The sequence below is a fragment of the Flavobacterium sp. genome, from assembly GCF_044361015.1.
Lineage (GTDB): Bacteria > Bacteroidota > Bacteroidia > Flavobacteriales > Flavobacteriaceae > Flavobacterium.
Genome location: NZ_JBIKJL010000025.1, coordinates 11863 through 33997, shown reverse-complemented (window position 1 = coordinate 33997; position 22135 = coordinate 11863). Strand labels below are relative to the sequence as shown.

At 35.4% G+C, this 22135-nt stretch carries 20 protein-coding genes; 14 read left to right on the top strand and 6 right to left on the bottom strand.

Features of this window, described 5'->3' with window-relative positions:
* Positions 1–117: 117 nt before the first annotated feature.
* The 6 genes from ACIQ2Z_RS07825 to ACIQ2Z_RS07800 all read left to right on the top strand — a co-directional run bounded on the left by ACIQ2Z_RS07825 (position 118) and on the right by ACIQ2Z_RS07800 (position 6112).
* Positions 118–651 carry an RNA polymerase sigma factor gene (locus ACIQ2Z_RS07825; protein ID WP_396183589.1) on the top strand — a complete coding sequence of 178 codons (534 nt, stop codon included), beginning with the start codon at positions 118–120 and terminating at the stop codon, positions 649–651.
* Entirely contained in the window at positions 648–1442 is a 795-nt protein-coding gene (locus tag ACIQ2Z_RS07820; RefSeq protein WP_396183588.1) for an anti-sigma factor domain-containing protein, read from the top strand. Before ACIQ2Z_RS07825 ends, ACIQ2Z_RS07820 begins: the two co-directional genes overlap by 4 nt.
* 11 nt (positions 1443–1453) lie before the next feature.
* Complete coding sequence (locus ACIQ2Z_RS07815) at positions 1454–2140, top strand: SIR2 family NAD-dependent protein deacylase (RefSeq protein WP_396183587.1); 687 nt, start codon at positions 1454–1456, stop codon at positions 2138–2140.
* 90 nt (positions 2141–2230) lie between these two features.
* On the top strand, positions 2231–3577 hold the full coding sequence (gene purB, locus ACIQ2Z_RS07810) for an adenylosuccinate lyase (RefSeq protein ID WP_396183586.1): 1347 nt from the start codon (positions 2231–2233) through the stop codon (positions 3575–3577).
* A 56-nt stretch (positions 3578–3633) separates the two neighbouring features.
* Positions 3634–4248 carry an NAD(P)H-dependent oxidoreductase gene (locus ACIQ2Z_RS07805; protein WP_396183585.1) on the top strand — a complete coding sequence of 205 codons (615 nt, stop codon included), beginning with the start codon at positions 3634–3636 and terminating at the stop codon, positions 4246–4248.
* On the top strand, positions 4241–6112 hold the full coding sequence (locus tag ACIQ2Z_RS07800) for a monovalent cation:proton antiporter-2 (CPA2) family protein (RefSeq protein WP_396183584.1): 1872 nt from the start codon (positions 4241–4243) through the stop codon (positions 6110–6112). The genes ACIQ2Z_RS07805 and ACIQ2Z_RS07800 overlap by 8 nt, the downstream gene beginning before the upstream one ends.
* Positions 6113–6163: 51 nt before the next feature.
* Here ACIQ2Z_RS07800 and ACIQ2Z_RS07795 read toward each other — a convergent pair whose 3' ends face one another.
* Both ACIQ2Z_RS07795 and ACIQ2Z_RS07790 read right to left on the bottom strand, forming a co-directional pair.
* Positions 6164–6853, bottom strand: coding sequence for an SIMPL domain-containing protein (locus tag ACIQ2Z_RS07795; protein ID WP_396183583.1), 690 nt, complete (start codon positions 6851–6853; stop codon positions 6164–6166).
* A gap of 52 nt (positions 6854–6905) precedes the next feature.
* Entirely contained in the window at positions 6906–7547 is a 642-nt protein-coding gene (locus ACIQ2Z_RS07790) for a rhomboid family intramembrane serine protease (RefSeq protein WP_396183590.1), read from the bottom strand.
* A gap of 104 nt (positions 7548–7651) precedes the next feature.
* Between ACIQ2Z_RS07790 and ACIQ2Z_RS07785 the strand changes: the two genes are divergently transcribed.
* Positions 7652–8542 (top strand): lysophospholipid acyltransferase family protein, encoded by an 891-nt coding sequence (locus ACIQ2Z_RS07785; protein ID WP_396183582.1) that lies wholly within the window; start codon positions 7652–7654, stop codon positions 8540–8542.
* Between the two features lie 18 nt (positions 8543–8560).
* On the opposite strand, the gene ACIQ2Z_RS07780 is transcribed toward ACIQ2Z_RS07785, so the two are convergent.
* Together ACIQ2Z_RS07780 and menD are read right to left on the bottom strand one after the other, a co-directional pair.
* Positions 8561–10045, bottom strand: a complete 1485-nt coding sequence (locus tag ACIQ2Z_RS07780; RefSeq protein WP_396183581.1) for an aminotransferase class V-fold PLP-dependent enzyme — start codon at positions 10043–10045, stop codon at positions 8561–8563.
* A 405-nt stretch (positions 10046–10450) separates the two neighbouring features.
* Positions 10451–12112 carry a 2-succinyl-5-enolpyruvyl-6-hydroxy-3-cyclohexene-1-carboxylic-acid synthase gene (gene menD, locus ACIQ2Z_RS07775; RefSeq protein WP_396183580.1) on the bottom strand — a complete coding sequence of 554 codons (1662 nt, stop codon included), beginning with the start codon at positions 12110–12112 and terminating at the stop codon, positions 10451–10453.
* A 132-nt stretch (positions 12113–12244) separates the two neighbouring features.
* Between menD and ACIQ2Z_RS07770 the strand changes: the two genes are divergently transcribed.
* Positions 12245–12742, top strand: a complete 498-nt coding sequence (locus tag ACIQ2Z_RS07770) for a GNAT family N-acetyltransferase (RefSeq protein ID WP_396183579.1) — start codon at positions 12245–12247, stop codon at positions 12740–12742.
* A gap of 102 nt (positions 12743–12844) precedes the next feature.
* Here the strand turns inward: ACIQ2Z_RS07770 and ACIQ2Z_RS07765 are convergent, their stop codons facing one another.
* Both ACIQ2Z_RS07765 and ccsA read right to left on the bottom strand, forming a co-directional pair.
* Positions 12845–13432 (bottom strand): glutathione peroxidase, encoded by a 588-nt coding sequence (locus tag ACIQ2Z_RS07765; protein WP_396183578.1) that lies wholly within the window; start codon positions 13430–13432, stop codon positions 12845–12847.
* Positions 13433–13513: 81 nt separating this feature from the next.
* Positions 13514–16645 (bottom strand): cytochrome c biogenesis protein CcsA, encoded by a 3132-nt coding sequence (gene ccsA / locus ACIQ2Z_RS07760; protein ID WP_396183577.1) that lies wholly within the window; start codon positions 16643–16645, stop codon positions 13514–13516.
* Positions 16646–16783: 138 nt separating this feature from the next.
* Here ccsA and ACIQ2Z_RS07755 point away from each other — a divergent pair, with 138 nt between their 5' ends.
* The 6 genes from ACIQ2Z_RS07755 to ACIQ2Z_RS07730 are packed head-to-tail and all read left to right on the top strand — an operon-like array spanning position 16784 to position 22033.
* Entirely contained in the window at positions 16784–17545 is a 762-nt protein-coding gene (locus tag ACIQ2Z_RS07755; RefSeq protein ID WP_396183576.1) for a Rossmann-like and DUF2520 domain-containing protein, read from the top strand.
* Complete coding sequence (locus tag ACIQ2Z_RS07750) at positions 17529–18056, top strand: KdsC family phosphatase (protein ID WP_396183575.1); 528 nt, start codon at positions 17529–17531, stop codon at positions 18054–18056. The genes ACIQ2Z_RS07755 and ACIQ2Z_RS07750 overlap by 17 nt, the downstream gene beginning before the upstream one ends.
* A 52-nt stretch (positions 18057–18108) precedes the next feature.
* Positions 18109–19035, top strand: coding sequence for a geranylgeranylglycerol-phosphate geranylgeranyltransferase (locus tag ACIQ2Z_RS07745; RefSeq protein WP_396183574.1), 927 nt, complete (start codon positions 18109–18111; stop codon positions 19033–19035).
* A complete protein-coding gene (locus ACIQ2Z_RS07740; protein WP_396183573.1) occupies positions 19028–19615 on the top strand; it encodes a Maf-like protein in 588 nt (195 codons plus the stop codon). The genes ACIQ2Z_RS07745 and ACIQ2Z_RS07740 overlap by 8 nt, the downstream gene beginning before the upstream one ends.
* A gap of 5 nt (positions 19616–19620) precedes the next feature.
* Positions 19621–20151 carry a mechanosensitive ion channel family protein gene (locus ACIQ2Z_RS07735; RefSeq protein WP_396183572.1) on the top strand — a complete coding sequence of 177 codons (531 nt, stop codon included), beginning with the start codon at positions 19621–19623 and terminating at the stop codon, positions 20149–20151.
* Positions 20152–20203: 52 nt separating this feature from the next.
* The gene (locus ACIQ2Z_RS07730; RefSeq protein WP_396183571.1) at positions 20204–22033 is read left to right on the top strand and encodes a hypothetical protein; all 1830 of its coding nucleotides are present in this window, start codon (positions 20204–20206) and stop codon (positions 22031–22033) included.
* Positions 22034–22135: the final 102 nt, after the last annotated feature.

Below are 22135 nucleotides of genomic sequence, written 5' to 3'. Positions count from 1 at the left end.
TTTTCAGTTAGAAATCCTTCTAAAAAAGTAAGGTATTCAATTGATTTTAACATTTCTTTCATTCAAAATTGTTTTTTAAACACTAAGTTATTACCTTAGTCAATAAAATAAAAAGGTATGACTCAGGAAGAATTATTGCCACTAATTTACAAAAAAGATGACAAGGCGTTTACTCTTTTATATGATATGTATGCTAAAAGTCTTTTTGGGATAATAGCAACACTACTGAAAAACACTGAAGACGCACAAGATGCCTTACAGGAAGCCTTTATAAAAATATGGAAAAACATCGATACTTATGACGAAAACAAAGGGCGATTATACTCTTGGATGGTAACCATTGCTCGCAATTGTGCTCTTGACAAATTACGTTCAAAAGGATTTAGTACCAGTTTAAAAAACATTTCCGCTGATAATTTTGCGCATTTATTAGATGACCAAACTCGAATAAACGGTAAAATTGACACCATCGGTGTTCAGGAATTTGTAAAAAAATTAAAGCCAAGGTGTATTAAACTAATCGATTTATTATTTTTTAAAGGATTCACACAACAAGAAGCTTCAGATGAATTGGAAATGCCTTTAGGAACCTTCAAAATACAAAACAGAAATTGCATTAGCGAATTAAGAATCTTATTACAAGTATCATGAGTACACAAGAATATATCGAATCAGGCATTCTTGAACTTTATGTTTACGGTAAATTAAATGAACTGGAAACGGAAGAAGTCCATAAAATGGCTCAACAACATGCAGAAATCAGGGAAGAAATAGTTGCTATTGAAAAAACGATGATTTTGTTATCCGGAAGTGTTGCACCACATTTATCAGGTCAGCATTATGAAGCTATCAAGCTGCAAATTTTTGAGAATAAACCCAACGATGTCGAATTAAAAAAGGAACCAAAAAAATCCAATATCAGTCAATATTTAGGTTGGGCAGCGGCAATTCTATTACTTTTAGGTGGTGCTTATTTATATCAACAGTTGGATATAAATAAGGAAGCGGTTCTCTTACTTAAATCTGACAAAAAGAAATTGAAAGAAGAATATACTGTGTTGGTTTCAAAAAATAAGGTAAACGAAGATATGCTTTCCTTGGTTCGAGATACTAAAAATACAATAATAGCTTTGGGCGGACAAGAAGTTTCCCCTGAGGCATATGCAAAAGTATATTGGAATCAAAAAACACATACTGTTTATGTTGATGCAGCCGGATTACCTGAACCCCCGGAAGGAATGGTTTATCAGGTTTGGGCTTTAAAATTAAATCCCTTAACACCGTTGAGTATTGGATTGTTAGATAATTTCAAAGGAAAAAACATGTTGATGTTTCCGGTCGATAATGTTATTGAAGCCGAGGCTTTTGGAATTACTTTAGAACCTGATGGTGGCAGCTCTTCGCCAACATTAGAAAATTTGTATACGTTGGGAAAGGTGTAATAAAGTAAAAAATGAAAAAACTAGTTGTTTTAACCGGTGCCGGAATTAGTGCTGAAAGTGGCATCAAAACGTTCAGAGATGCCGATGGCCTTTGGGAAGGTCACGACATTATGGAAGTTGCTTCTCCAATAGGATGGAAAAAAAATCCGGAACTGGTTTTAGATTTTTATAATAAAAGAAGAAAATTATTATTGGAGGTAAATCCTAATCAAGGACATTTTATATTAGCCGAATTAGCCTCGCATTTTGACGTGCATATTATCACCCAAAATGTTGACAATTTACACGAAAAGGCCGGCAGTAAAAACGTATTGCATCTCCATGGTGAATTGCTCAAAGTAAGAAGTACAAAAGACGAAAAATACATCTTAGATTGGCAGGATGATTTACTGTCAAATCACACCGACCCAAACGGTTTTCCGCTACGACCCCACATTGTATGGTTTGGTGAAGATGTTCCCGCCATAGAAGAGGCGATTGATTTAGCCGAACAAGCTGACTTTTTTGTGGTTGTAGGCACTTCACTTCAAGTTTATCCTGCTGCCGGGATTATGCATTATACAAAATCCGAAACTCCTGTTTTTTACATTGATCCAAATCCGGCTTCTGTATTGGAATTGGCTAATCCTTTAGAAATAATTCCGATGAGTGGCTCAGAAGGAATGGCCGTTTTAAAACAACGTCTTTTAAACCTATAATAAAGATAATTTATTTGAAGTAGCGGTTTTTTCATTTCCAATTCTGCCTTATAAAACTTATCTTTGTACTTCAAACCAACACCACGACACATGAATGCATTAAACGAATTAAACGCCATTTCACCAATTGATGGAAGATATAGAAATAAAACAGTTTCTCTTGCTGCTTATTTTTCAGAGGAAGCCTTAATTCGTTACCGCGTGTTGGTTGAAATCGAGTATTTCATTGCATTATGCCAACTGCCATTACCTCAGTTAAATACTATAAATCCTTCCGTATTTGAAAAATTAAGAGATTTATATCTAAACTTTTCTACGCAAGATGCTTTTGCCATCAAAAAAATTGAAAAAACAACTAATCATGATGTGAAAGCGGTTGAATACTTCATAAAAAATGGTTTTGATGCTTTAGGATTGGAAAGTTATAAAGAGTTCATTCACTTCGGATTAACTTCTCAAGATATAAATAATACCGCTATTCCACTTTCGACAAAAGAAAGTTTTGAAAAAGTATATTTACCGTTTTTAATCAATGTGATTTCCAAATTAAAAGACATGAGTCAGGAATGGAAAGATGTTCCTATGTTAGCCAGAACACATGGTCAACCTGCCTCTCCTACCCGATTAGGAAAAGAACTAGGTGTATTTGTAGAACGATTGGAAGAACAAATGCGTCAATTATTTAATATCCCCTTTGCAGCTAAATTTGGTGGAGCAACCGGTAATTATAACGCTCATCATGTTGCTTATCCTCAAATTGACTGGAAAAAGTTTGGAACCCATTTTGTAGAAGAAACATTAGGACTACATCATTCTTTCCCTACGACTCAAATTGAACACTATGATCATATCGCAGCCTATTTTGACTGCTTGAAACGAATCAATACTATACTCATTGATTTAGACAGAGACATTTGGTCGTATGTTTCGATGGATTATTTTAAACAGAAAATCAAAGCAGGCGAAATTGGTTCTTCAGCTATGCCACATAAAGTGAATCCTATTGATTTTGAAAATTCAGAAGGAAATTTAGGAATGGCTAATGCTATCTTTGAACACCTTTCTGCAAAATTACCGCTTTCTCGTTTGCAACGTGATTTAACCGACAGCACGGTTTTACGAAACATTGGTGTGCCGATTGGACATACCTTAATCGGTTTTGAAGCTATCTTGAAAGGATTAAATAAATTATTGCTAAACCGTTCAAAATTGGAAGAAGATCTAGAACGCAATTGGGCAGTGGTAGCTGAAGCTATTCAAACCATCTTACGCAGAGAAGGCTATCCAAATCCCTATGAAGCATTGAAAGGTTTAACTCGCACGAACGAAGTCATGAATCAAAAAACGATACATGAATTTATTCATTCTTTAGCCGTTTCAGAAACTATCAAAGCGGAATTACTACAAATAACACCATCCAATTATTTAGGAATATAATTTGATTTGTAGCTAAATCACTTCTTTTTCTCAAAAAAAAGACGTATTTTTAAACCATGGCTCAAAACAAAATATTAATTCTATTTGCTCATCCGTTGTTTGAAAAGTCTTTCGTCAATGAGGCTTTAGTTCGGCATATTCCAAAGTCGAAAAACATCACCTTTCATGATTTGTATGAAGAATATCCGGAATTTGACATTGATGTCAAAAGAGAACAAGCTTTACTTCAAAAACATGATATTATTATTTGGCATCATCCACTGTATTGGTATAGTTGTCCTCCGCTTTTAAAACAGTGGATTGACATGGTGTTGGAATATGATTGGGCTTACGGTAAAAACGGAATCGCTCTTCAAAATAAACTAATCTTTCAAGCCATTACTACCGGTGGTAAAAAAGAAAACTATTGTGAAGCAGGCCGCGACCGTTATTCAATCCCTGAATTATTAGAACCCTTTAACCAAACCGCAAAAGTTTGTCACATGCACTATCTGCCTCCCTTTGTAATTCACGGAACACATCAAATGAATGAATCAGAGGCTGACAATTATGGAAAAATTTATGCTGATTTATTGCTTTATTTAAAATCAAATGAATTGGATTTAAAAGAAATGAATTCCCATTTTTACTTAAACGAATGGTTCCATTCTAAATCAAAAAACCATGGATAAAGGATTTTTTATACAAGCCATTGTCTATTTAACCTCCGCTGTGGTTTGTGTTCCTATTGCAAAAAAACTGGGTTTAAGTTCTATTTTAGGCTATTTGTTTGCCGGAATAGTTATTGGCCCTTTTGTTTTAGGCTTTATCGGTTCGGAAGGAGAAGACATCATGCACTTTGCAGAATTCGGAGTAGTGATGATGTTGTTCTTAATTGGATTGGAACTTGACCCTTATAAATTCTGGAAAATGCGAAAGTTCATTTTAGGAATGGGTTCGATGCAATTAATTGGGACCGGTGTTTCCATTTTTATTTTGTGTCAATTGTTTTTAGATTGGAATTGGCAAACTACGGTTGTGATTGCATTAGCACTATCGCTTTCGTCAACTGCTATTGTGTTGCAAACCCTAAAAGAAAAAGGGTTATCGCAAACTTCGATGGGGCGAGCGTCTTTTTCGGTTTTGTTATTTCAGGATATTGCAGTGATTCCAATCCTGGCTATTATACCGTTGATGATGTCGGGACAAGCTATTCCTGATAATGATTTAAAAAGTTCTTTAATCATAGACTTGCCCGGATGGATTCAAACCCTAATCGTTTTAGTAGCTATCATTGCCGTCTATTTTGCAGGGAAATATATAGTTGTTCCGTTGTTGCATATTGTTGCTAAAACACGGTTACAGGAGTTGTTTACAGCTTCCGCTTTACTTTTAGTAATGGCCGTTTCTTACTTAATGCAATTAGTTGGGTTGAGTCCTGCGTTAGGAGCCTTTATGGCCGGTGTCGTTCTAGCTAACTCCGAATTTAGGCATGAATTGGAAGGAGACATTGCTCCGTTTAAAGGATTGCTTTTAGGATTATTCTTTATCGGTGTGGGGGCTTCTATTAATTTTAAACTGATTATTGATGATCCTGCTTATATTTTAATCTTTGGAGCTATTTTGACAGCCATTAAGTTCTTTGTTCTTTTTGGCATTGGCAAATTTTATAAAAAAAGTAACGACCAAAATTTGTTGTTTTCCTTCGGGTTGAGTCAGGCGGGAGAATTTGGATTTGTTATTTTAAGTTTCTCCATGCAATTGAATATTCTACCCAGCATACTAGCCAATCAAATGATGGCCATTATTGCTTTAAGTATGGTATCCACTCCTTTTTTATTGTTGATTAATGAAAAGTGGATTGACCCATTTTTTGGAGTAAAAGAAAAAGTAAAAAAACCACACGATATCATTGATGAAAACAATGAAGTTATTATTGCCGGATTTGGTCACTTTGGAAGTACAATTGGTCGGTTGTTAAAAGCCAATGGCGTTAAAGCAACTATCTTGGATCACGATTCAGACCGAGTAGATTTATTACGTAAAATGGGGTTTAAAGTTTATTATGGAGATGCTAGCCGATTAGAATTATTGAAAGCTGCAGGAGCAGAGAATGCTAAGATCTTTATAGCCGCCATTGACAACCCGGAGGTTAATTTAAGTGTCGTGGAATTATTAAGAAAACACTTCCCACATTTAAACATCCTTACAAGGGCAAGAAACCGGGTGGATGCTTATGAGTTGATTGATCATGGAGTGGATAAAATCTATAGAGAAACACTCTATACGGCCGTTCATTTAGGGGTTGATGCTCTTACACAATTGGGTCATCGAAAATACTCAGCCACCAGACAAGGCCAACGATTTATTAAATATGATGAAGCAGCGATAAGAAAGTTAGCTTCAAAGCGACATGATAAAATGGCTTATTTGGCTACCGTTAAAGACGAATTAGAAATGCAGGAGCAATTGCTTAAAAACGATTTGCACATTAACTTTTCTGCGTCGGATCATGCTTGGGACAGTGAGCATTTGAAAAAACAAATAACTGAATAAAAAAGCCACGAATTATCTCATTCGTGGTTATAGAATAGCTTATTATTTCAATTATTCCAACACAAAACTAACACTTACATTAGTGATAATTTCTAACTCACCAATGGCTAGTGTTTCTCTGTCTGAACCTGCATCTGTTGACATCTCAGCAAAGGCCATGTTTTTATACATGGGTGGATAGTAAGGTTGTGAATTGTCTGTTATTAAAATAGCTTTGCCTACTTTTTGATTTAGTACAGAAACATAATCTTCTGCTTTTTTCTTTGCATCAAGAATGGCTAGCTTTCGGGCATCTGATTTGTGTTCTTCCATTTTTGAGGACTTGAATTCTACATTGCTGATGTTGTTTATTCCCGTGTCCACTAATCCCATCATTAATTCATCATATTTTGTGATGTCTTTTAAAGTGATAGTGATGGATTGCGAAGCTTGATAAGAATGTTTCTTTTTATCGTAGTCATATGTTTTGTGTAAACTCACATTCGTGGTTTTAAAATCAGCTGTTGGAATACCAAATTTCTTAATGAATTTAATTACTTTATCTACTGTTTCATCGTTTAATTTCTTTACTTCGGTAGCGTCTTTGCCAACGTTGTCTACTCCGAAATTAACAACAACTCGGTCGGGAGTAACTTTTATTTTACCTTCTCCAGAAACTGATATTTGAGGAACTAATTTATTTTCCTGAGCATTCATAGTTGTCATTGCAGCTGCAAACAGAATAATTATTGATTTTTTCATGGTAAGTTTGTTTTATCTAAATTCCTTTATTCAATTTGTGTGCCAAATCGTTTTAAATCTTGCCCATTTTTGCCATAATAAATAAAATAATGATTGGAATGGCTAACAAAGCAACCATCAAAGTATTTTCGGTAAGCATTTGTGGTTCTTTGATTAGGGTAATTAAGTATCCGCCGATTGCTCCTCCGAAGTGGGCCGTATGACCAATGTTATCATTCCTAGATTTCATGCCGTAAATGGAATACAATAGGTAACCAATTCCAAAAATATAAGCAGGAATGGGTAACGGAATGAAAAAGAAATACAAATCCATGTCAGGTCTTAGAAGGATTGCTGCATATAGTATTCCCGTAACGGCTCCTGAGGCTCCAACAGCACGATAGTTGTATTCGTTTTTATGGAATTGCAAGGTGAGTAGACTTCCGCTTAATAAACTTCCGAAATAAACGACAAGGAAAGAAGGAATGCCTAAATAACTAGAAACAACGGGAGCGAAAAAATAAAGCGTAATCATATTAAAAGCCAAATGGGCAATGTCAACATGCAAAAAAGCTGACGAAAACATCCGAATGTGTTCACCTGCACGAATGCTGCCGATGTGGAATTCATATTTTCGGAAGAAAAACTGATCTTCAAATGCTTTAAAACTGATTAAAACATTGGCTGCAATGAGCACAATTAGAGCAATATTCATGGCTTTGAGTTTAAGTTGGGTAAAAATAGTAATTGTTTCTTTAGCTTTTGTTAATTGAACATTCATAAAATAGAAATTGCTGTATCTTTGTGAAAATTTTTACGATGCAGTTTGTTGTTTTCATCCTGGTTTATCCCATTCTTTGGTTGATTTCCATTCTTCCTTATCGGTTGTTTTATCTTTTTTCTGATTTTATCTGTTTTTTTGTTTATCGCGTTATCGGTTATCGAAAAGGAACCGTGCGGGAGAATCTGTTGATTGCTTTTCCTGAAAAGACGGCGGAAGAAAGACTTGCCATTGAACGAAAGTTTTATCAGCATATGTGTGATTTGTTTTTAGAAATTATTAAAACGTTAACTATTTCTGAAGAAGAAATGAATAATAGGTTTACTATTTCTAATCTAGAAGTTTTAAAGGAAATGGAAAGCAAAGGAAAGAGCATTGCTTTGATGACGGGACATTATGCCAGTTATGAATGGTCGGTGTCCGTGAATAAAAAACTGTCGGTGAAGGGCTATGCGATTTATAAAAAGATTGCTAATCGACACTTTGATAAGTTAGTTCGGGATATTCGAACAAAATTTGGGGCCACGTTGATTACTACGAAAGAAACCATTCTTACAATTGAAACTAATTATAATGCCGGGGTTCAAAGTCTTTATGGTTTTGCGAGTGATCAATCGCCAAAGGCTTCACGGGCGATTAACTGGGGAACCTTTTTTGGTATTGAAACACCGCTTCAAACCGGTGCCGAAATGCTGGCTAAAAAATTTGACATGAATGTGATGTTCATGCGAATCCGAAAGGTGAAACGCGGGTACTATGATTGTAGCTTTGAAGTGCTTTCTTACGATGCGAAAAGCGTTCCTGATTTTGAGTTGACGCATTTATTTATGCGTAAAATGGAGGAGCAAATTCTTGAGGCTCCTGAATATTATTTGTGGACTCACAAGCGTTGGAAACATCGCAGAGCGTTGGAAACGGGGTTGAGTTAAGTTACTTTTAGCTATTCTTTAGAGAAACCAATTCCTTACCATTTCTTTTTCGGGTAACGCATCGTCTTTATGGCGGAAATTGTTTGTTTTTGCATCATAGAGATAATCATTGCTCCATGTTTTTTGGTTTTCGGCTACTTGTTTGATGCTTTTACAAACGAATAACACTTCTTCAGTCGTGGTCGTTGGATGAATCGACATTCTTATCCAGCCAGGTTTCTTAATCAGGTCGCCTGAAGCAATTTGACATACCAAATCATTTGACGTTTCTTGGTCAACGTGCAATAGATAATGCCCGTAGGTTCCTGCACAACTGCATCCGCCACGGGTTTGAATCCCAAAGCGATCGTTGAGCATTTTTACGCCCAAGTTATAATGCAACTCGTCGATATAAAAGGAAATTACCCCTAGCCTATCTTGGTGATCACCCGCAAGGATGTTGATGTTCTCAATGTTGCCCAGTTGTTCAAAAACAAGTTCTACGATTTCGTGTTCGCGGTTCAGGATGTTGTTCACCCCCATTTGTTCTTTCAATTGAATGGCTAACGCGGTTTTAATTACTTGAAGAAATCCGGGTGTGCCTCCGTCTTCACGGTCTTCAATGTTGTCAATGTATTTGTGCTCTCCCCACGGATTGGTCCAAGATACGGTCCCGCCGCCGGGACAATCAGGGACATTGTTTTTATAGAGGTTTTGATTAAAAATCAACACGCCGCAAGTGCCGGGTCCGCCAAGGAATTTATGGGGCGAGAAGAAAATGGCATCCAGGTAGCTCTCCGTATCTTCGGGGTGCATGTTTATTTGCACATAAGGCCCTGAACAAGCGAAATCAACAAAGCAAACGCCATTGTTTTGGTGCATGAGTTTCGCCACCTCGTGATAGGGTGTTTTAATCCCCGTTACGTTTGAACACGACGTGATGGAGGCGATTTTAAACACGCGGTCTTTATATTTTTCGAGTAATGTTTTGAGGTTGTCAATACAAAAAAGTCCTTGCTCGTTGGCAGGGATTACTTCCACATCGGCAATGGTTTCCAGCCAAGAGGTTTGGTTGGAATGGTGCTCCATGTGCGAAATGAACACAATGGGTTTTAACGCCTCAGGTATGGTGGTAAATTCTTTGAGGTTTTCAGGAATTCGGAGGCCGAGTATGCGTTGGAACTTATTCACCACGCCGGTCATTCCGGTGCCGTCGGTGATGAGCACATCGGTGTTAGCCGCGTTCACATGGCTTTTGATGATTTGGCGAGCTTGATGATATGCCATCGTCATAGCCGTTCCGGAGATGGTGGTCTCGGTGTGCGTATTGGCCACGAAGGGACCGAATTGATTGATGAGTTTTTCTTCAATTGGGCGATATAGCCTGCCGCTGGCTGTCCAGTCGGTGTAGATGATTTTCTTTTGGCCAAAAGGCGATTGAAACACTTGGTTGATACCGATGATGTGGTCTCGGAATGGGGTGAAATACTGTTCCAGTTGCGTTTCGGTTTGTTTGGTCATCATAGCGGAAAATATTTGGACAAATATACATTTTTTTGTTTAGCTTTTTTGGAGCTTTTTTGGGGGAAAATAGGTGTTTTTCTTCTTTTCTCGTAGCGACGCGGAGACGCAAATCAGTTAGGTGGAATTGAACACGGATGAAAAGGATTAAACAAATTTATGCTGATTTTTTAAGGATATCGCCTTGCAATAAAAGGATTTTAGCGGATTGAAAGTAAGGCTAAACTCTTTTTTTGACATTAAGGTATTAAGTTGCTTCGCTCTTTTTGTTCATTAAGGAGGATTAAGGGTTAATCAAGTGTCCTAATTTGTAGAGGTATTATATAGGGACAAAGGTTTCAGCAATAGTTTGAGATGCATCGCTTTATGATAGAAAATCATAGCGTTGAAAAACAAAAAGAAAAAAAATTATTTAAGTGCTTTAAAATAGTTCTTTAACAAGCCGTCGTTCTCGTAAGTTGGTGTAAAAACTTCTAAGATTTGCGGGTGTTCTGTTGTTTCAAAAAAGAAGTTGAGTTCTTTTTCCAATGACTCTTTATCACTTGCTTTTCTGTATTGAAAACGATACATGTTCGCTAACGATTCGGCTGTTAAGCAATGTGCTGTTTCAAAATACGTATGGAACATTTCATTTTCCTGATGACCGGGTAAGATGCGGAAAATACCTCCTCCTCCATTGTTGATGACAATGATTTTGAAGTTTTTAGGAATGTAGTTGTTCCATAAGGCATTGCTATCGTAAAAGAAACTTACATCGCCCGTTATTAAAACGGTGTCTTTTTTATTGGCCACAGCAGCACCGATAGCAGTGGATGTGCTTCCGTCAATTCCGCTGGTTCCGCGATTGCAAAATACTTCTATTGCGTGTTTTAAATCAAATAACTGGATGTAGCGAATGGAGGAACTGTTGCCTACCTGCAATTGACAATTTTCCGGTAAATGATTATTGATTATTTCAAAAGCTTTGAAATCACAAAACGAAATTTCCGCTAAGTATAGGTCGTGTTTTACTTTTCGACTTTGTTGAATATGCAATCCAAACTGACTGTAATTACTATCAATATACTTTGTATATGGTAGAAACTGAAGGAAAAAATCGTTTGGATTTGCCTCAAAATGAAAGGTTAAACTACCAAAGGTATCATAAGCCCGTAGTCGATCTACATGCCAATGATTATCGGGTGGATAATCCCGCAAGAGACTTTTGATTCGTTTGGATACAATCATTCCTCCAAAAGTCAAGACGATTTCAGGTTGAAACGCCAGTACTTCTTCCTCGTTAAAAGGGGTGATGATTGCATCGATATGGTTTAAAAAAGATTCATGATGCAGATTAGAGGTAGCTTCCGTCATGACAATCACCGAGGGGTCGTTTGCCAGATGATTGATGATTGCATGGTCTAATTCATTTGGGTCGAGTGTTCCTACGAGAATTAACTTTTTTCGGGCGGTATTCCAAATGTTAGTTGAAGCAATGATGTCGTCGAACGGAATATTGCGGTTTACTTTCCCAAAAGTAGAAATCATGGTATCTACGGAAGACATGTCCATGGTTTCGTATAATGGTTCTTCGAAAGGAGCGTTTATGTGGGTTGGCCCTAATTTAGAAAAGGCTTTGTTAAAAGCTTCGTTGATTTTAAGGTCGTTTTCTTCCGATGCTTCTTCGGTTAAATTGGCATTGAAATGGGTATGATTGGCCAACACATTTTCCTGACGAATGGTTTGACCATCTCCAATATCAACTTTTTCCTTTGGTCTATCCGCAGAAATAATGACAAGGGGAATCTGACTATAAAAAGCTTCGGCCACCGCCGGATAAAAATTAAGAACGGCAGAACCGGAAGTACAAATTACGACAACAGGTTTTTTGACTTGTTGAGCAATTCCTAAAGCAAAAAAAGCAGCACAACGCTCGTCGGCCAAGCTGTAACAAGTGAAATAGGGATTTGCTGTGAAGCCAATCGTTAAAGGAGCATTTCTGGAACCCGGTGCAATGACAATATGCTGAATACCTTTGGCATGGCAAATTTCGATGATGCTTTGAGCAAGCGGTATTTTAGGATAAATCATTCTTTACATTAAAAAATTTTGTGCCGTAGGTAATCTGTTATAATTTAGGTTACACAAATTTATACTTTAGATAGTAAAAACAGTCTTTTAAAACTTTAAAGTTTTGTTATCTTTGAACAACTTTTCAACAAAATGGAGATAACCATCAGACCTTATACCGAAAACGATGTTCCTGCTATTTTAGCTATTGTGAATGATAACATTTTAAATTCAACTTCACTCTATGATTATTCACCGCGAACATTAGAAAAACAAAGTTCCCTTTTAGCTGAAAAAGTGGCCAAAAACTTTCCTGTGTTTGTGGCTGAAATAAAAGGCGAAGTTGCTGGTTTTAGCTTGTATGGCGAATTTCGTTATCGGGAAGCCTATCAATTTACCGTTGAACATTCCGTTTATGTATCGGAGAAATTTAAAGGAAAAGGTGTAGGCGGAAAATTATTGAAATATTTAATTGCTCATGCAAAAGGACATAAAATACATACAATGATTGGTGTGATTGATGCAGAGAATACCGGAAGTATTCTTTTTCACGAAAAATATGGGTTTAAAAAAGTTGGCGTTATCAAAGAATCAGGGTATAAATTTAACCGCTGGTTAGATTCTGTTTTTATGCAACGAATTTTAAAATAAAATTTAGAACACAGACTTAAGAAATTAGAAAAATTTTAAAAATTTATTTGATTTCTTAAATCTGTGTTCCTATGTACTAAGCTTTAAAAAGAGGAGCGAAAATTAACTCGCCAACCACTCTAAAATTTCCTTATCATTCGGGTTTGTTCTTGGGCTCATTACTTTTTCTAATTCGCCCTTTTCGTTTAGAAGGTATTTTTGAAAATTCCATTCGACCTCACTGTCTTCTAAACCGTTTTTAGCTTTTTGAGTCAGAAATTGATAAATGGGATGCATTTCATTACCTTTCACTGTTATTTTACTCATCATTGGAAAAGTAACACCATAGTTCTTTTGACAAAAAGCACCGATTTCTTCATTCGATCCCGGTTCTTGTTTCATGAAATCATTGGCTGGAAAACCAATAATCACTAATCCTTTGTCTTTATATTCTACATATAATGCCTGTAAATCTTTGTATTGAGGAGTTAATCCGCATTTGGAAGCAGTGTTTACCACCATGATTTTTTTACCTTTCAAGGAAGCAAAATCAAATTCTTTCCCTTCTATGTCTTGCACTTTAAAAGTGTAGATGGATTGTTTCATAACATTTTCTGAGGTTACGTTTGCTGTTTCTTTTTTGTTTTGAGCTTGGTTTTGACAACTCATTAGCATCGCAAAAGTTACTAATACTATAAAATTCGTTTTCATGTGTTTCTTTTTATTTCAAATTTACAAATTTTTTGATGATAGCCGACCTAAACAAATCATAATTTGGTTTTAAAATAAAGACTATTTTTTATAATATTTCTTGTACTTGATAAAAGACAATACGCCTAACAAAGACAATAAAAATAGAGATACGTAAACAAATGTTGGTGTAACTACTTTATCACCACTGGCATAGGAATGTAAACCGGTGAGGTAGAAATTCACTCCGAAATAGGTCATTAAAATAGAATAGAATGCAAAAATGCTCATTAAATTGAAGACCCATTTGCCTCGTAAAGCAGATACGAAACGAGCATGAATGACAAAGGCATAGACCATGATACTGATTAAAGCCCATGTTTCTTTTGGATCCCAACCCCAATAACGACCCCAACTTTCATTGGCCCATTGACCTCCTAAAAAGTTACCGATGGTGAGCATAACTAAACCGATGGTTAACGCCATTTCGTTGATATAAGTGATTTCCTGAATGTTCAGGTTCATTCGTTCTTTGTTTTTGTCGTTGGTTAAAAGAATCAATAACAGGGAAACAATCCCTAAAATCATTCCCAAAGTGAATGGTCCATAGCTAGCCACAATAACGGCCACATGAATCATTAACCAATAGGAATTTAAAACCGGCTGTAAATTAGCAATGGCCGGATCCATCCAGTTCCAATGAGCAATCATTAAAATCATGGAGGCGACAAAAGCTGCAGAAGCAACGGTAAGTTTCGATTTTCTGTCAAACGCTAAACCAAAGAACATGGTTGCCCAGCCTACATAAATCATACTTTCGTAGGCATCACTCCAAGGAGCATGACCGGAAATATACCAACGAGTAATTAAACCTAGTGTGTGTAAAGCAAACAATAACCCAATAAAAACATGGAATATATTTACGGTGTAATTCACCCATTTTGATGAATTGAAAATTTGAATGACCGTGAAAATCAACATTAAAACACCGGCTAACATATATAAATAATACAACCGTTTGAAAATGTCATATTTGTTATAAAGTATTTCTGCATCAATTCTTTTATCGGTTGGACGAACTTTGCTTCCGTATTTTATTTGGAATTTCTCTAATCCACCAACAATTTCATTGGCGAAGTTATAATCATTCTTTTCCGTTGCTTCCACCAACGTTTGCATATAGGCCGGAAGAATGTTTTTAAGGTTTTTCAGTTCGGTATCTTGGTATTGTTCTAATTCGAGGTAAGAAATCCATTTGTTATTTTCATCATTCGGCACGGGGAAAATGCGTAAAATGCTTCCGGATAAAGCGGAATTTAAAATAACGACCTTTTTATCGGTTTCGATAAAATCTTTTTGAAATTGATTAGGAATGACCGCTTTATAAGCTTCATCTAAATAAGGTGTTAACTTGTAGTTGCCTTTTTCATCAAAAAAACTGATGAATGGAACTAATTTAGCCTCTTTGTCAACGTTTAATATTTTGCGAATGCTGTCGTTTCCTCGTTTGATATAAACTAATGGCACTTCAAACCAAGCATTCGGTGTTTGTGACATGGATAAAAATACCTGATCAGAATTGTAGTCTCTATAATGGTCACTTTTACTTACTTTTCGTAACAATTCAGAGGAAAAAGTGTTGACAGGTTTCATACGCCCACCATCATCCTGAATCACTAATCGTCCGAATTTAGCGGCATGTTCTACGTTGACAATGTTTGCATCAATGAATTTTTCTACTTCAGCCAAGGAAGGACGTTGGTGATTATGTTCCTGTGCAAAACCAACACTCATGAAAAAGAAAAATGCAATGGAAAGTAAAGCTGCTTTTTTCTTTTTTACGTTTTCCAGTTTGCGTTTGATATCTGAGAAACGAGTGTTTTTATCAAACAAAATAGCCATCATTGCCAGGTATAATAGAAAATAACCTATGTAAGTTATCCAAGTTCCCCAGAAATCGTGGTTTACAGAAAGAACGGTTCCTTTTTCATCTTGGTCAAAAGAAGCTTGAAAAAAACGGTAACCTTTATAGTCTAAAATATTATTCATAAAAATATGAGCATCTTCTTTTTTACTACCATCAATTACGGTAACTAAACTTTCGAAAGCTGAAAAACTGTTCATGGTTCCCGGATAACGCTTTCCAATAAAATCGTTGAGTTTGATACTAAAGGGTAATTCATATACTTTGCTGCCAAAAATTAAGGTGAAATCTAAATCTCCTAACTTAACATTTTGTGGTATGCTCATTTTTCCTTTTGAACCGACTAAGGTAACTTCTTCTTTTTTTCCATTGGCTTCGACTTCTACAATCAAAACATCATCGGTTTGTTTATCTTTCCAATCATTGTTAGATTCCCAAGCCATTTTTCCTTTAATTGGTGCTTCGGGAAGCACAAACTGTGCTCCTGCTATGTTATAAAGGGAACGAAACATCAACGGTTGAAGAGAATCTTTCAAAACCAACCCTTTTAATTGATCAGCCATTCGCATAAAATCTCCTCCAAAAGTTGATTTGATGAAATAGGAATCGCCTTCTTGAAGAATATTAATGGCTCCATCCGTTGCTTTGTTGAAAGCAAACAAAATGCCATGCAAACTTTGAACTTCTCCTGATTTTAAATAATGTTCATGACGGGTTCCATCGCTGGATTCTACCAACTTTAAAAAGGTTTCTCCATTTTCATCGGGTTTGATGATTTCGGTAGCGTTCATAATGTAATTTTTATACGTTACCGAATAGGGTTTTGAATCAAAATCATCCGTAATTGAAAAATTATTATTGGCAGCTTGCGATAGTATTAAAGGTTTTTCAATAGTTTTTCTTTTTGGCTCCCCTTTATAATCACCATCCGTTAAAACGGTAAGGTAATTTTTGTCTGAGAAAAAGCGGTTTTCTGTGGCTCCTTCCCGAATTGGCATGATGCCTTCAAAACTGATGTAACGGGTAATGAATGCTCCAACTAAAATGAAAATGAATGACAAGTGAATTAACAAAGTTGCCCATTTTTCTTTTTTCCAAAGTTGATAGCGTTTGATATTTCCGAAAAAGTTGATGACAAAGAAAACCATGATTACTTCAAACCACCACGCATTATAAATCCAAATTCGGGCAGTATCGGTATCGTAATAGCTTTCGATAAAAGTTCCGGCTGCCATGGTTGCTGCGAAAATTATAAACAAAGAAGCCATTAAGCGGGTTGAAAAAAGAAAGGAATATAATTTCTTATCCATAATTGATTGAGATAATTTTGAAATCACAAAAATACTTATAAAAGTCAGACTACTATCTGTTTTATTTTATTTTTTAAGTCAAATTTAAGGTCTGTTTTAATTTCTAAATTAGCCATATATTTTTATTATTTTTGCTCTATGATTTCAGTAGTATTAATTGGTTCAGGAAATGTAGCCCAGCATCTCATCGCTGCTCTTTTACAAAGTGATGATGTTGAGTTAGTTCAGGTATTTTCAAGAAAAAAAGAGGAGGTTGCTCATTTACTTCCGAATAAAAAAATAACAGCTGATTTTTCAAGTTTGAAACAAGCCGATGTTTACGTAATTGCTGTTTCTGATAATGCCATTGCGGAGGTTTCCTCGAAAATACCTTTTGAAAACAGCTTAGTGGTGCATACTTCCGGCAGTATGTCTTTAGAAATTTTAGACCACAAAAACAGACGAGGTGTTTTTTATCCTCTACAAACTTTTACTAAAAATAAAGCGGTTAATTTTAAAGAAATACCGATTTGTTTAGAAAGTGAAAATGAAACCGATTTTTTGATTTTAGAGCGATTAGCTAAAAGTATATCCACTATATCCTACCCTATTTCCTCTGAACAACGGAAAGCGTTACATGTTGCCGCGGTTTTTGTTTGCAACTTTGTAAATCATTTGTATGAAATAGGAAGTTCGATTTGTGTTGAGAATCAACTGCCCTTTTCGATTTTGCAGCCTTTGATTCAAGAAACGGCAAATAAGATTTGTACTTTGACTCCTGCTGAAGCTCAAACCGGGCCGGCTAAAAGAAACGATACACAATCTATAAATGCGCATTTAGCGTTTTTGTCTGATGACAATCAGAAAGAAATTTATAAACTCATAACAAAATCAATCATTGACCATGGCAAAAAGCTATAAAGAAATAATGAATGACATCACCACCTTTATTTTAGATGTTGATGGCGTTTTAACGGATAGTTCTGTTCACATAACCCCAAAGGGCGAAATGCTGAGGGTGATGAATATTCGCGATGGATTTGCAATGAAAGCAGCCCTAGAAAGTGGTTATAACGTTTGTATTATTTCCGGTGGAAACAATGAAGGTGTTCGTATTCGATTAAGGAATTTAGGAATTACCGATATTTATTTAGGCTCACCGGATAAAGTGGAAACTTTTAAAGAATACTGTGAAATTTATAACATCAAACCGGAGCAAGTTTTGTATATGGGTGATGATATTCCAGATTATCATGTGATGCAATTGGTTGGTTTACCAACGTGTCCTCAAGATTCTAGCCCGGAAATAAAAGCAATTTCTAACTACATCTCTCACAAAAACGGAGGAAAAGGAGCCGTTCGGGACGTTATTGAACAAGTGATGAAAGTGCAGGGAAAATGGCATTTGTATTACAATGGGAAACACGATTAGGGAAAGTTTTTAGTCGTTAGTTTATAGTTTAGCTTTTACCAAAAATTAAAAAATGAAATACCTAAAACTTATCCGTTATCAAAATCTATTGATGCTTGCAATGATGCAGCTAGTTTTTCGATACGGATTTTTGAATCAGCAAAATTGTTATTTGGCTTTAGCCGATTGGCAATATCTTTTGTTAGTTTTATCCACAGTTTTGATTGCAGCAGCCGGTTATGTTATTAACGATATTTTTGATCAGGAAACGGATTCAATCAATAGACCAAATTCTCAAATTGTAGGCAAATTGATTACAGAATCAAAAGCTTATAACATTTATGTTGCATTAAACATCCTTGGTGTAAGTATTGGTTTTTATTTGTCGAATGTAATTGAAAAACCAAGTTTTGCGACTATTTTTATTTTTATAGCGGCTTGTTTATACTTTTATGCCACAACTTTGAAAAAAGTTTTGCTATTAGGTAATTTAATGGTTGCCTTTGTTTTAGGCTTGAGTGTTTTAATTATTGGTGTTTTTGATTTATATCCTGCGACGCATAAAGGCAATCAGGATCAAATGCGAATGTTGTTTGGCATTTTAACCGATTATGCCTTTTTTGCCTTTTTAATTAATTTCATTCGTGAAATAGTGAAAGATGCAGAAGATTTTAAAGGAGATTATAACCAAGGTATGCAAACTTTACCTATCCTTTTGGGAGTTGGACGAACTTCAAAGGTTATTTTTGGGTTGCTTTTAGTTCCAATTGGGATTGTTTTTTGGTATGTGAACAGTTATTTAATGTTTAATGATTTGTATTTCGCTGTTTTGTTCTTGCTTTTTTTAGTTTTATCTCCCCTCTTGTATTGTTTAATAAAAAGTTGGACTGCGAAATCCACTTCCGATTTTCGTCATTTGAGTTTACTTTTAAAATGGATATTATTCTTTGGAATTTTGTCAATTGTTGTTATTAACTATAATATCAAACTAAATGCTTAACGAAAAATTAAAAGAATTTCATTTGATTTTAGCCTCGGGTTCGCCCAGAAGGCAACAGTTTTTTAAGGATTTGGATTTAGACTTTGAAATTCGATTGAAAGAAATTGAGGAACTCTATCCGGAGCATTTGAAAGCAGACGAGATTACGAATTTTTTAGCCCAATTAAAAGCGAATGCCTTTGAAGGTGAACTCAAAGCAAACGATATTTTAATTACGAGCGATACCATTGTTTGGCATCAAAACCAATGTTTGGGAAAACCAAAAGATTATGAAGATGCGTTTCGAATGTTACAATCGTTGTCGAATGCTACGCATGAAGTGATTACATCAGTTTGTTTTAAAACAGTAGATAAAACCGAAACCTTTTTTGAAGTGACAAAAGTTACTTTTCAAACACTTTCGGCAGAAGAAATTCGTTATTATTTAGATCATTATAAACCCTTTGATAAAGCCGGCAGTTATGCTATTCAGGAATGGATTGGCTATGTTGGAATCAGTAAGATTGAAGGTTCATACACCAATGTTGTTGGCATGCCAATGCATGCTGTTTATGAGAAATTAAATTCATTTTTAGTTTAGTAAATATGGAATTTTTAAAACTTTATATTAAAGAGGAAATTGCAACGGGAGTTGTTCTTTTAGTTTCAATAATTTTACGCTTTTTAATTGCTAAAATAGTTAGACGTTTTGCCCGAATGAGTGAAACGTTAGAACACCGAACCAATTTGGTTATCAAGTATTTCAATTTATTGATTGGAACTATTGCCATAATTGCTTTGTTTGTGATTTGGGGAGTTAAATCGCAAGATGTTATTTTGGTTATATCTTCCTTGTTTGCCGTGATTGGGGTGGCCATGTTTGCACAATGGTCTATTTTGAGTAATGTTACCTCCGGGATTATTATATTCTTTTCAGCTCCTTTTAAAATTGGAGATACTATCAAAATACATGATAAAGATTTTCCCATTGAAGGCGAGATTGATGATATTCGTGGTTTTCATACCTATTTAAAAACAAAGGATGGCGAATTGATCACCTATCCAAATAGTTTACTTTTACAGAAAGGAATATCGGTGATTAAAAATACTGTGGAAGAAAAAGAGTTTTTCGATTAAAAAAGCGTATCTTATCTTGATGCTAATTTTGTAAAACTGGCGTTATCGTTTTATGTCGACAAGAATTATTCTTTTGATCACTGTGTTTTCTTGTTTTTTTACTTCTTATTCGCAAGAAAAAAAAGCAGCAACCGACTCAACTTTAATTGGTTATCAAAAAATTGAAAAAATAGCGAAGAAAAGCAAATTTACAACTAGTTTGCATCGTTTGATTTTCAAATCGACATCGGTTACACAATCCAGAATAAAAACGACTCAAATTATTTCTAACTATTCGCAATTTGAAGGTAAAATCATTCGAAAAATATCGATTCAAACGCTTGATCCTTTTGGGTTTTCTGATTCTGACTTTACCAAGACTCCTCGTCATTTTGCTTCGAAAGCAGGAAATGCCGTTCACATCAAAACTAAAAAGTTTACAATTCGCAATATCTTACTGATTGAAGAGAATGAACCTTTTGACAGTTTGAAAGTGAAGGAAACCGAACGATTAATTAGAAGTCAGCGTTTTGTTAGAAGGGTAACCATTTATACTGAAAATGTACCCGGATCATCTGCTGATAGTGTTGATGTTAAAATTACTGTTTTAGATTCTTGGAGTTTGATTCCTACTCCTAGTGCTACAACAAAAAAAGCCAGTTATGAACTTTTGGAACGTAACTTTCTTGGAAGCGGACATTCATGGGACAACAAATACACACATGAATTAGATGATAAACGAAGGGCTTTTTCTACCCGCTATATTATTCCGAATATAAAGAACACTTACATTCAAACGACACTTAATTATCAAATAGATGTTAATAAAGATTATAGTAAATATATAGAAATAGAGCGAAAATTCTTTTCTCCGTTAACTAGATGGGCCGGTGGAATTCTGTTGGAAAACCGTTTGTTGAAGGACAGTTTGATTGATAGTAATAGCAATTACGAGCTACAAACGTTCAAGTATGGAACTATTGATACTTGGGGCGGACAATCTACACCGATATTAAAGGGAAACAGTGAAACGGAAAGAACGACCAATTTGATTGCAACCTTGCGTTACTATAAACGAAATTATGAACGAAGGATTTCGGAAGATTTTGATCCGTATGCATTTTATTCAAATGAGGCGTTTTGGCTTGCGGGAATTGGCGTTTCATCTCGAAAATATGTTAAGGATGAATACATTTTTAATTATAATATTACGGAAGATGTTCCAATTGGAAAATATTACGGAATCACTGCGGGGATTCAAGACAAAAATGATAATACTCGCTTTTACGTTGGTGCCCGAGCGACCTTAGGTGATTATTTTAAATGGGGCTATTTTAGTACGAACTATGAATATGGTACTTTTTTTAACGACGGTAAAAATGAACAAAGTGCTTTTTTAGCAGAATTATATTATTTCACACGACTTTTTGAACCGGGGAAATGGAAAATCAGGCAGTTTTTTAAAAGCAATATGGTTTTTGGAGGCCATCGAGTAGACATTAAAGGAGACCAATTGTCGATTAATGAAGCGAATGGTATTACAGGATTTAATGATGCTAAACTGATTGGAACTAAAAAGATGATTTTTTCTTTTCAAACACAATCTTACTCCCCTTGGGAACTAGCCGGATTTCGGTTTAATCCGTTTTTTAATTATACGTTAGCGTTTATTGGTGATTCTGAAAATGGTTTTAAGAAGAGTGAAGGTTTTTCTAAAATTGGTCTTGGAATTTTGCTTTCGAATGATTATTTAGTTTTTAGTACGTTTCAATTTTCGATTGCTTTTTATCCTAAAATTCCAAATGAGGGAAGGAATATATTCAGAACAAATAATTTTAATACGCGTGACTTTGGTTATTTAGATTTTGAGATTAATAAACCGCGTACTGTTTTTTATGAATAACGACACTTTAAACTAAAATTTATCCCATTGTTAGGTGTTTTCTAAAATTAATGGAACAATATTAATAGAACAATTGGTTATAATTTTGTAAATTTATCTCAA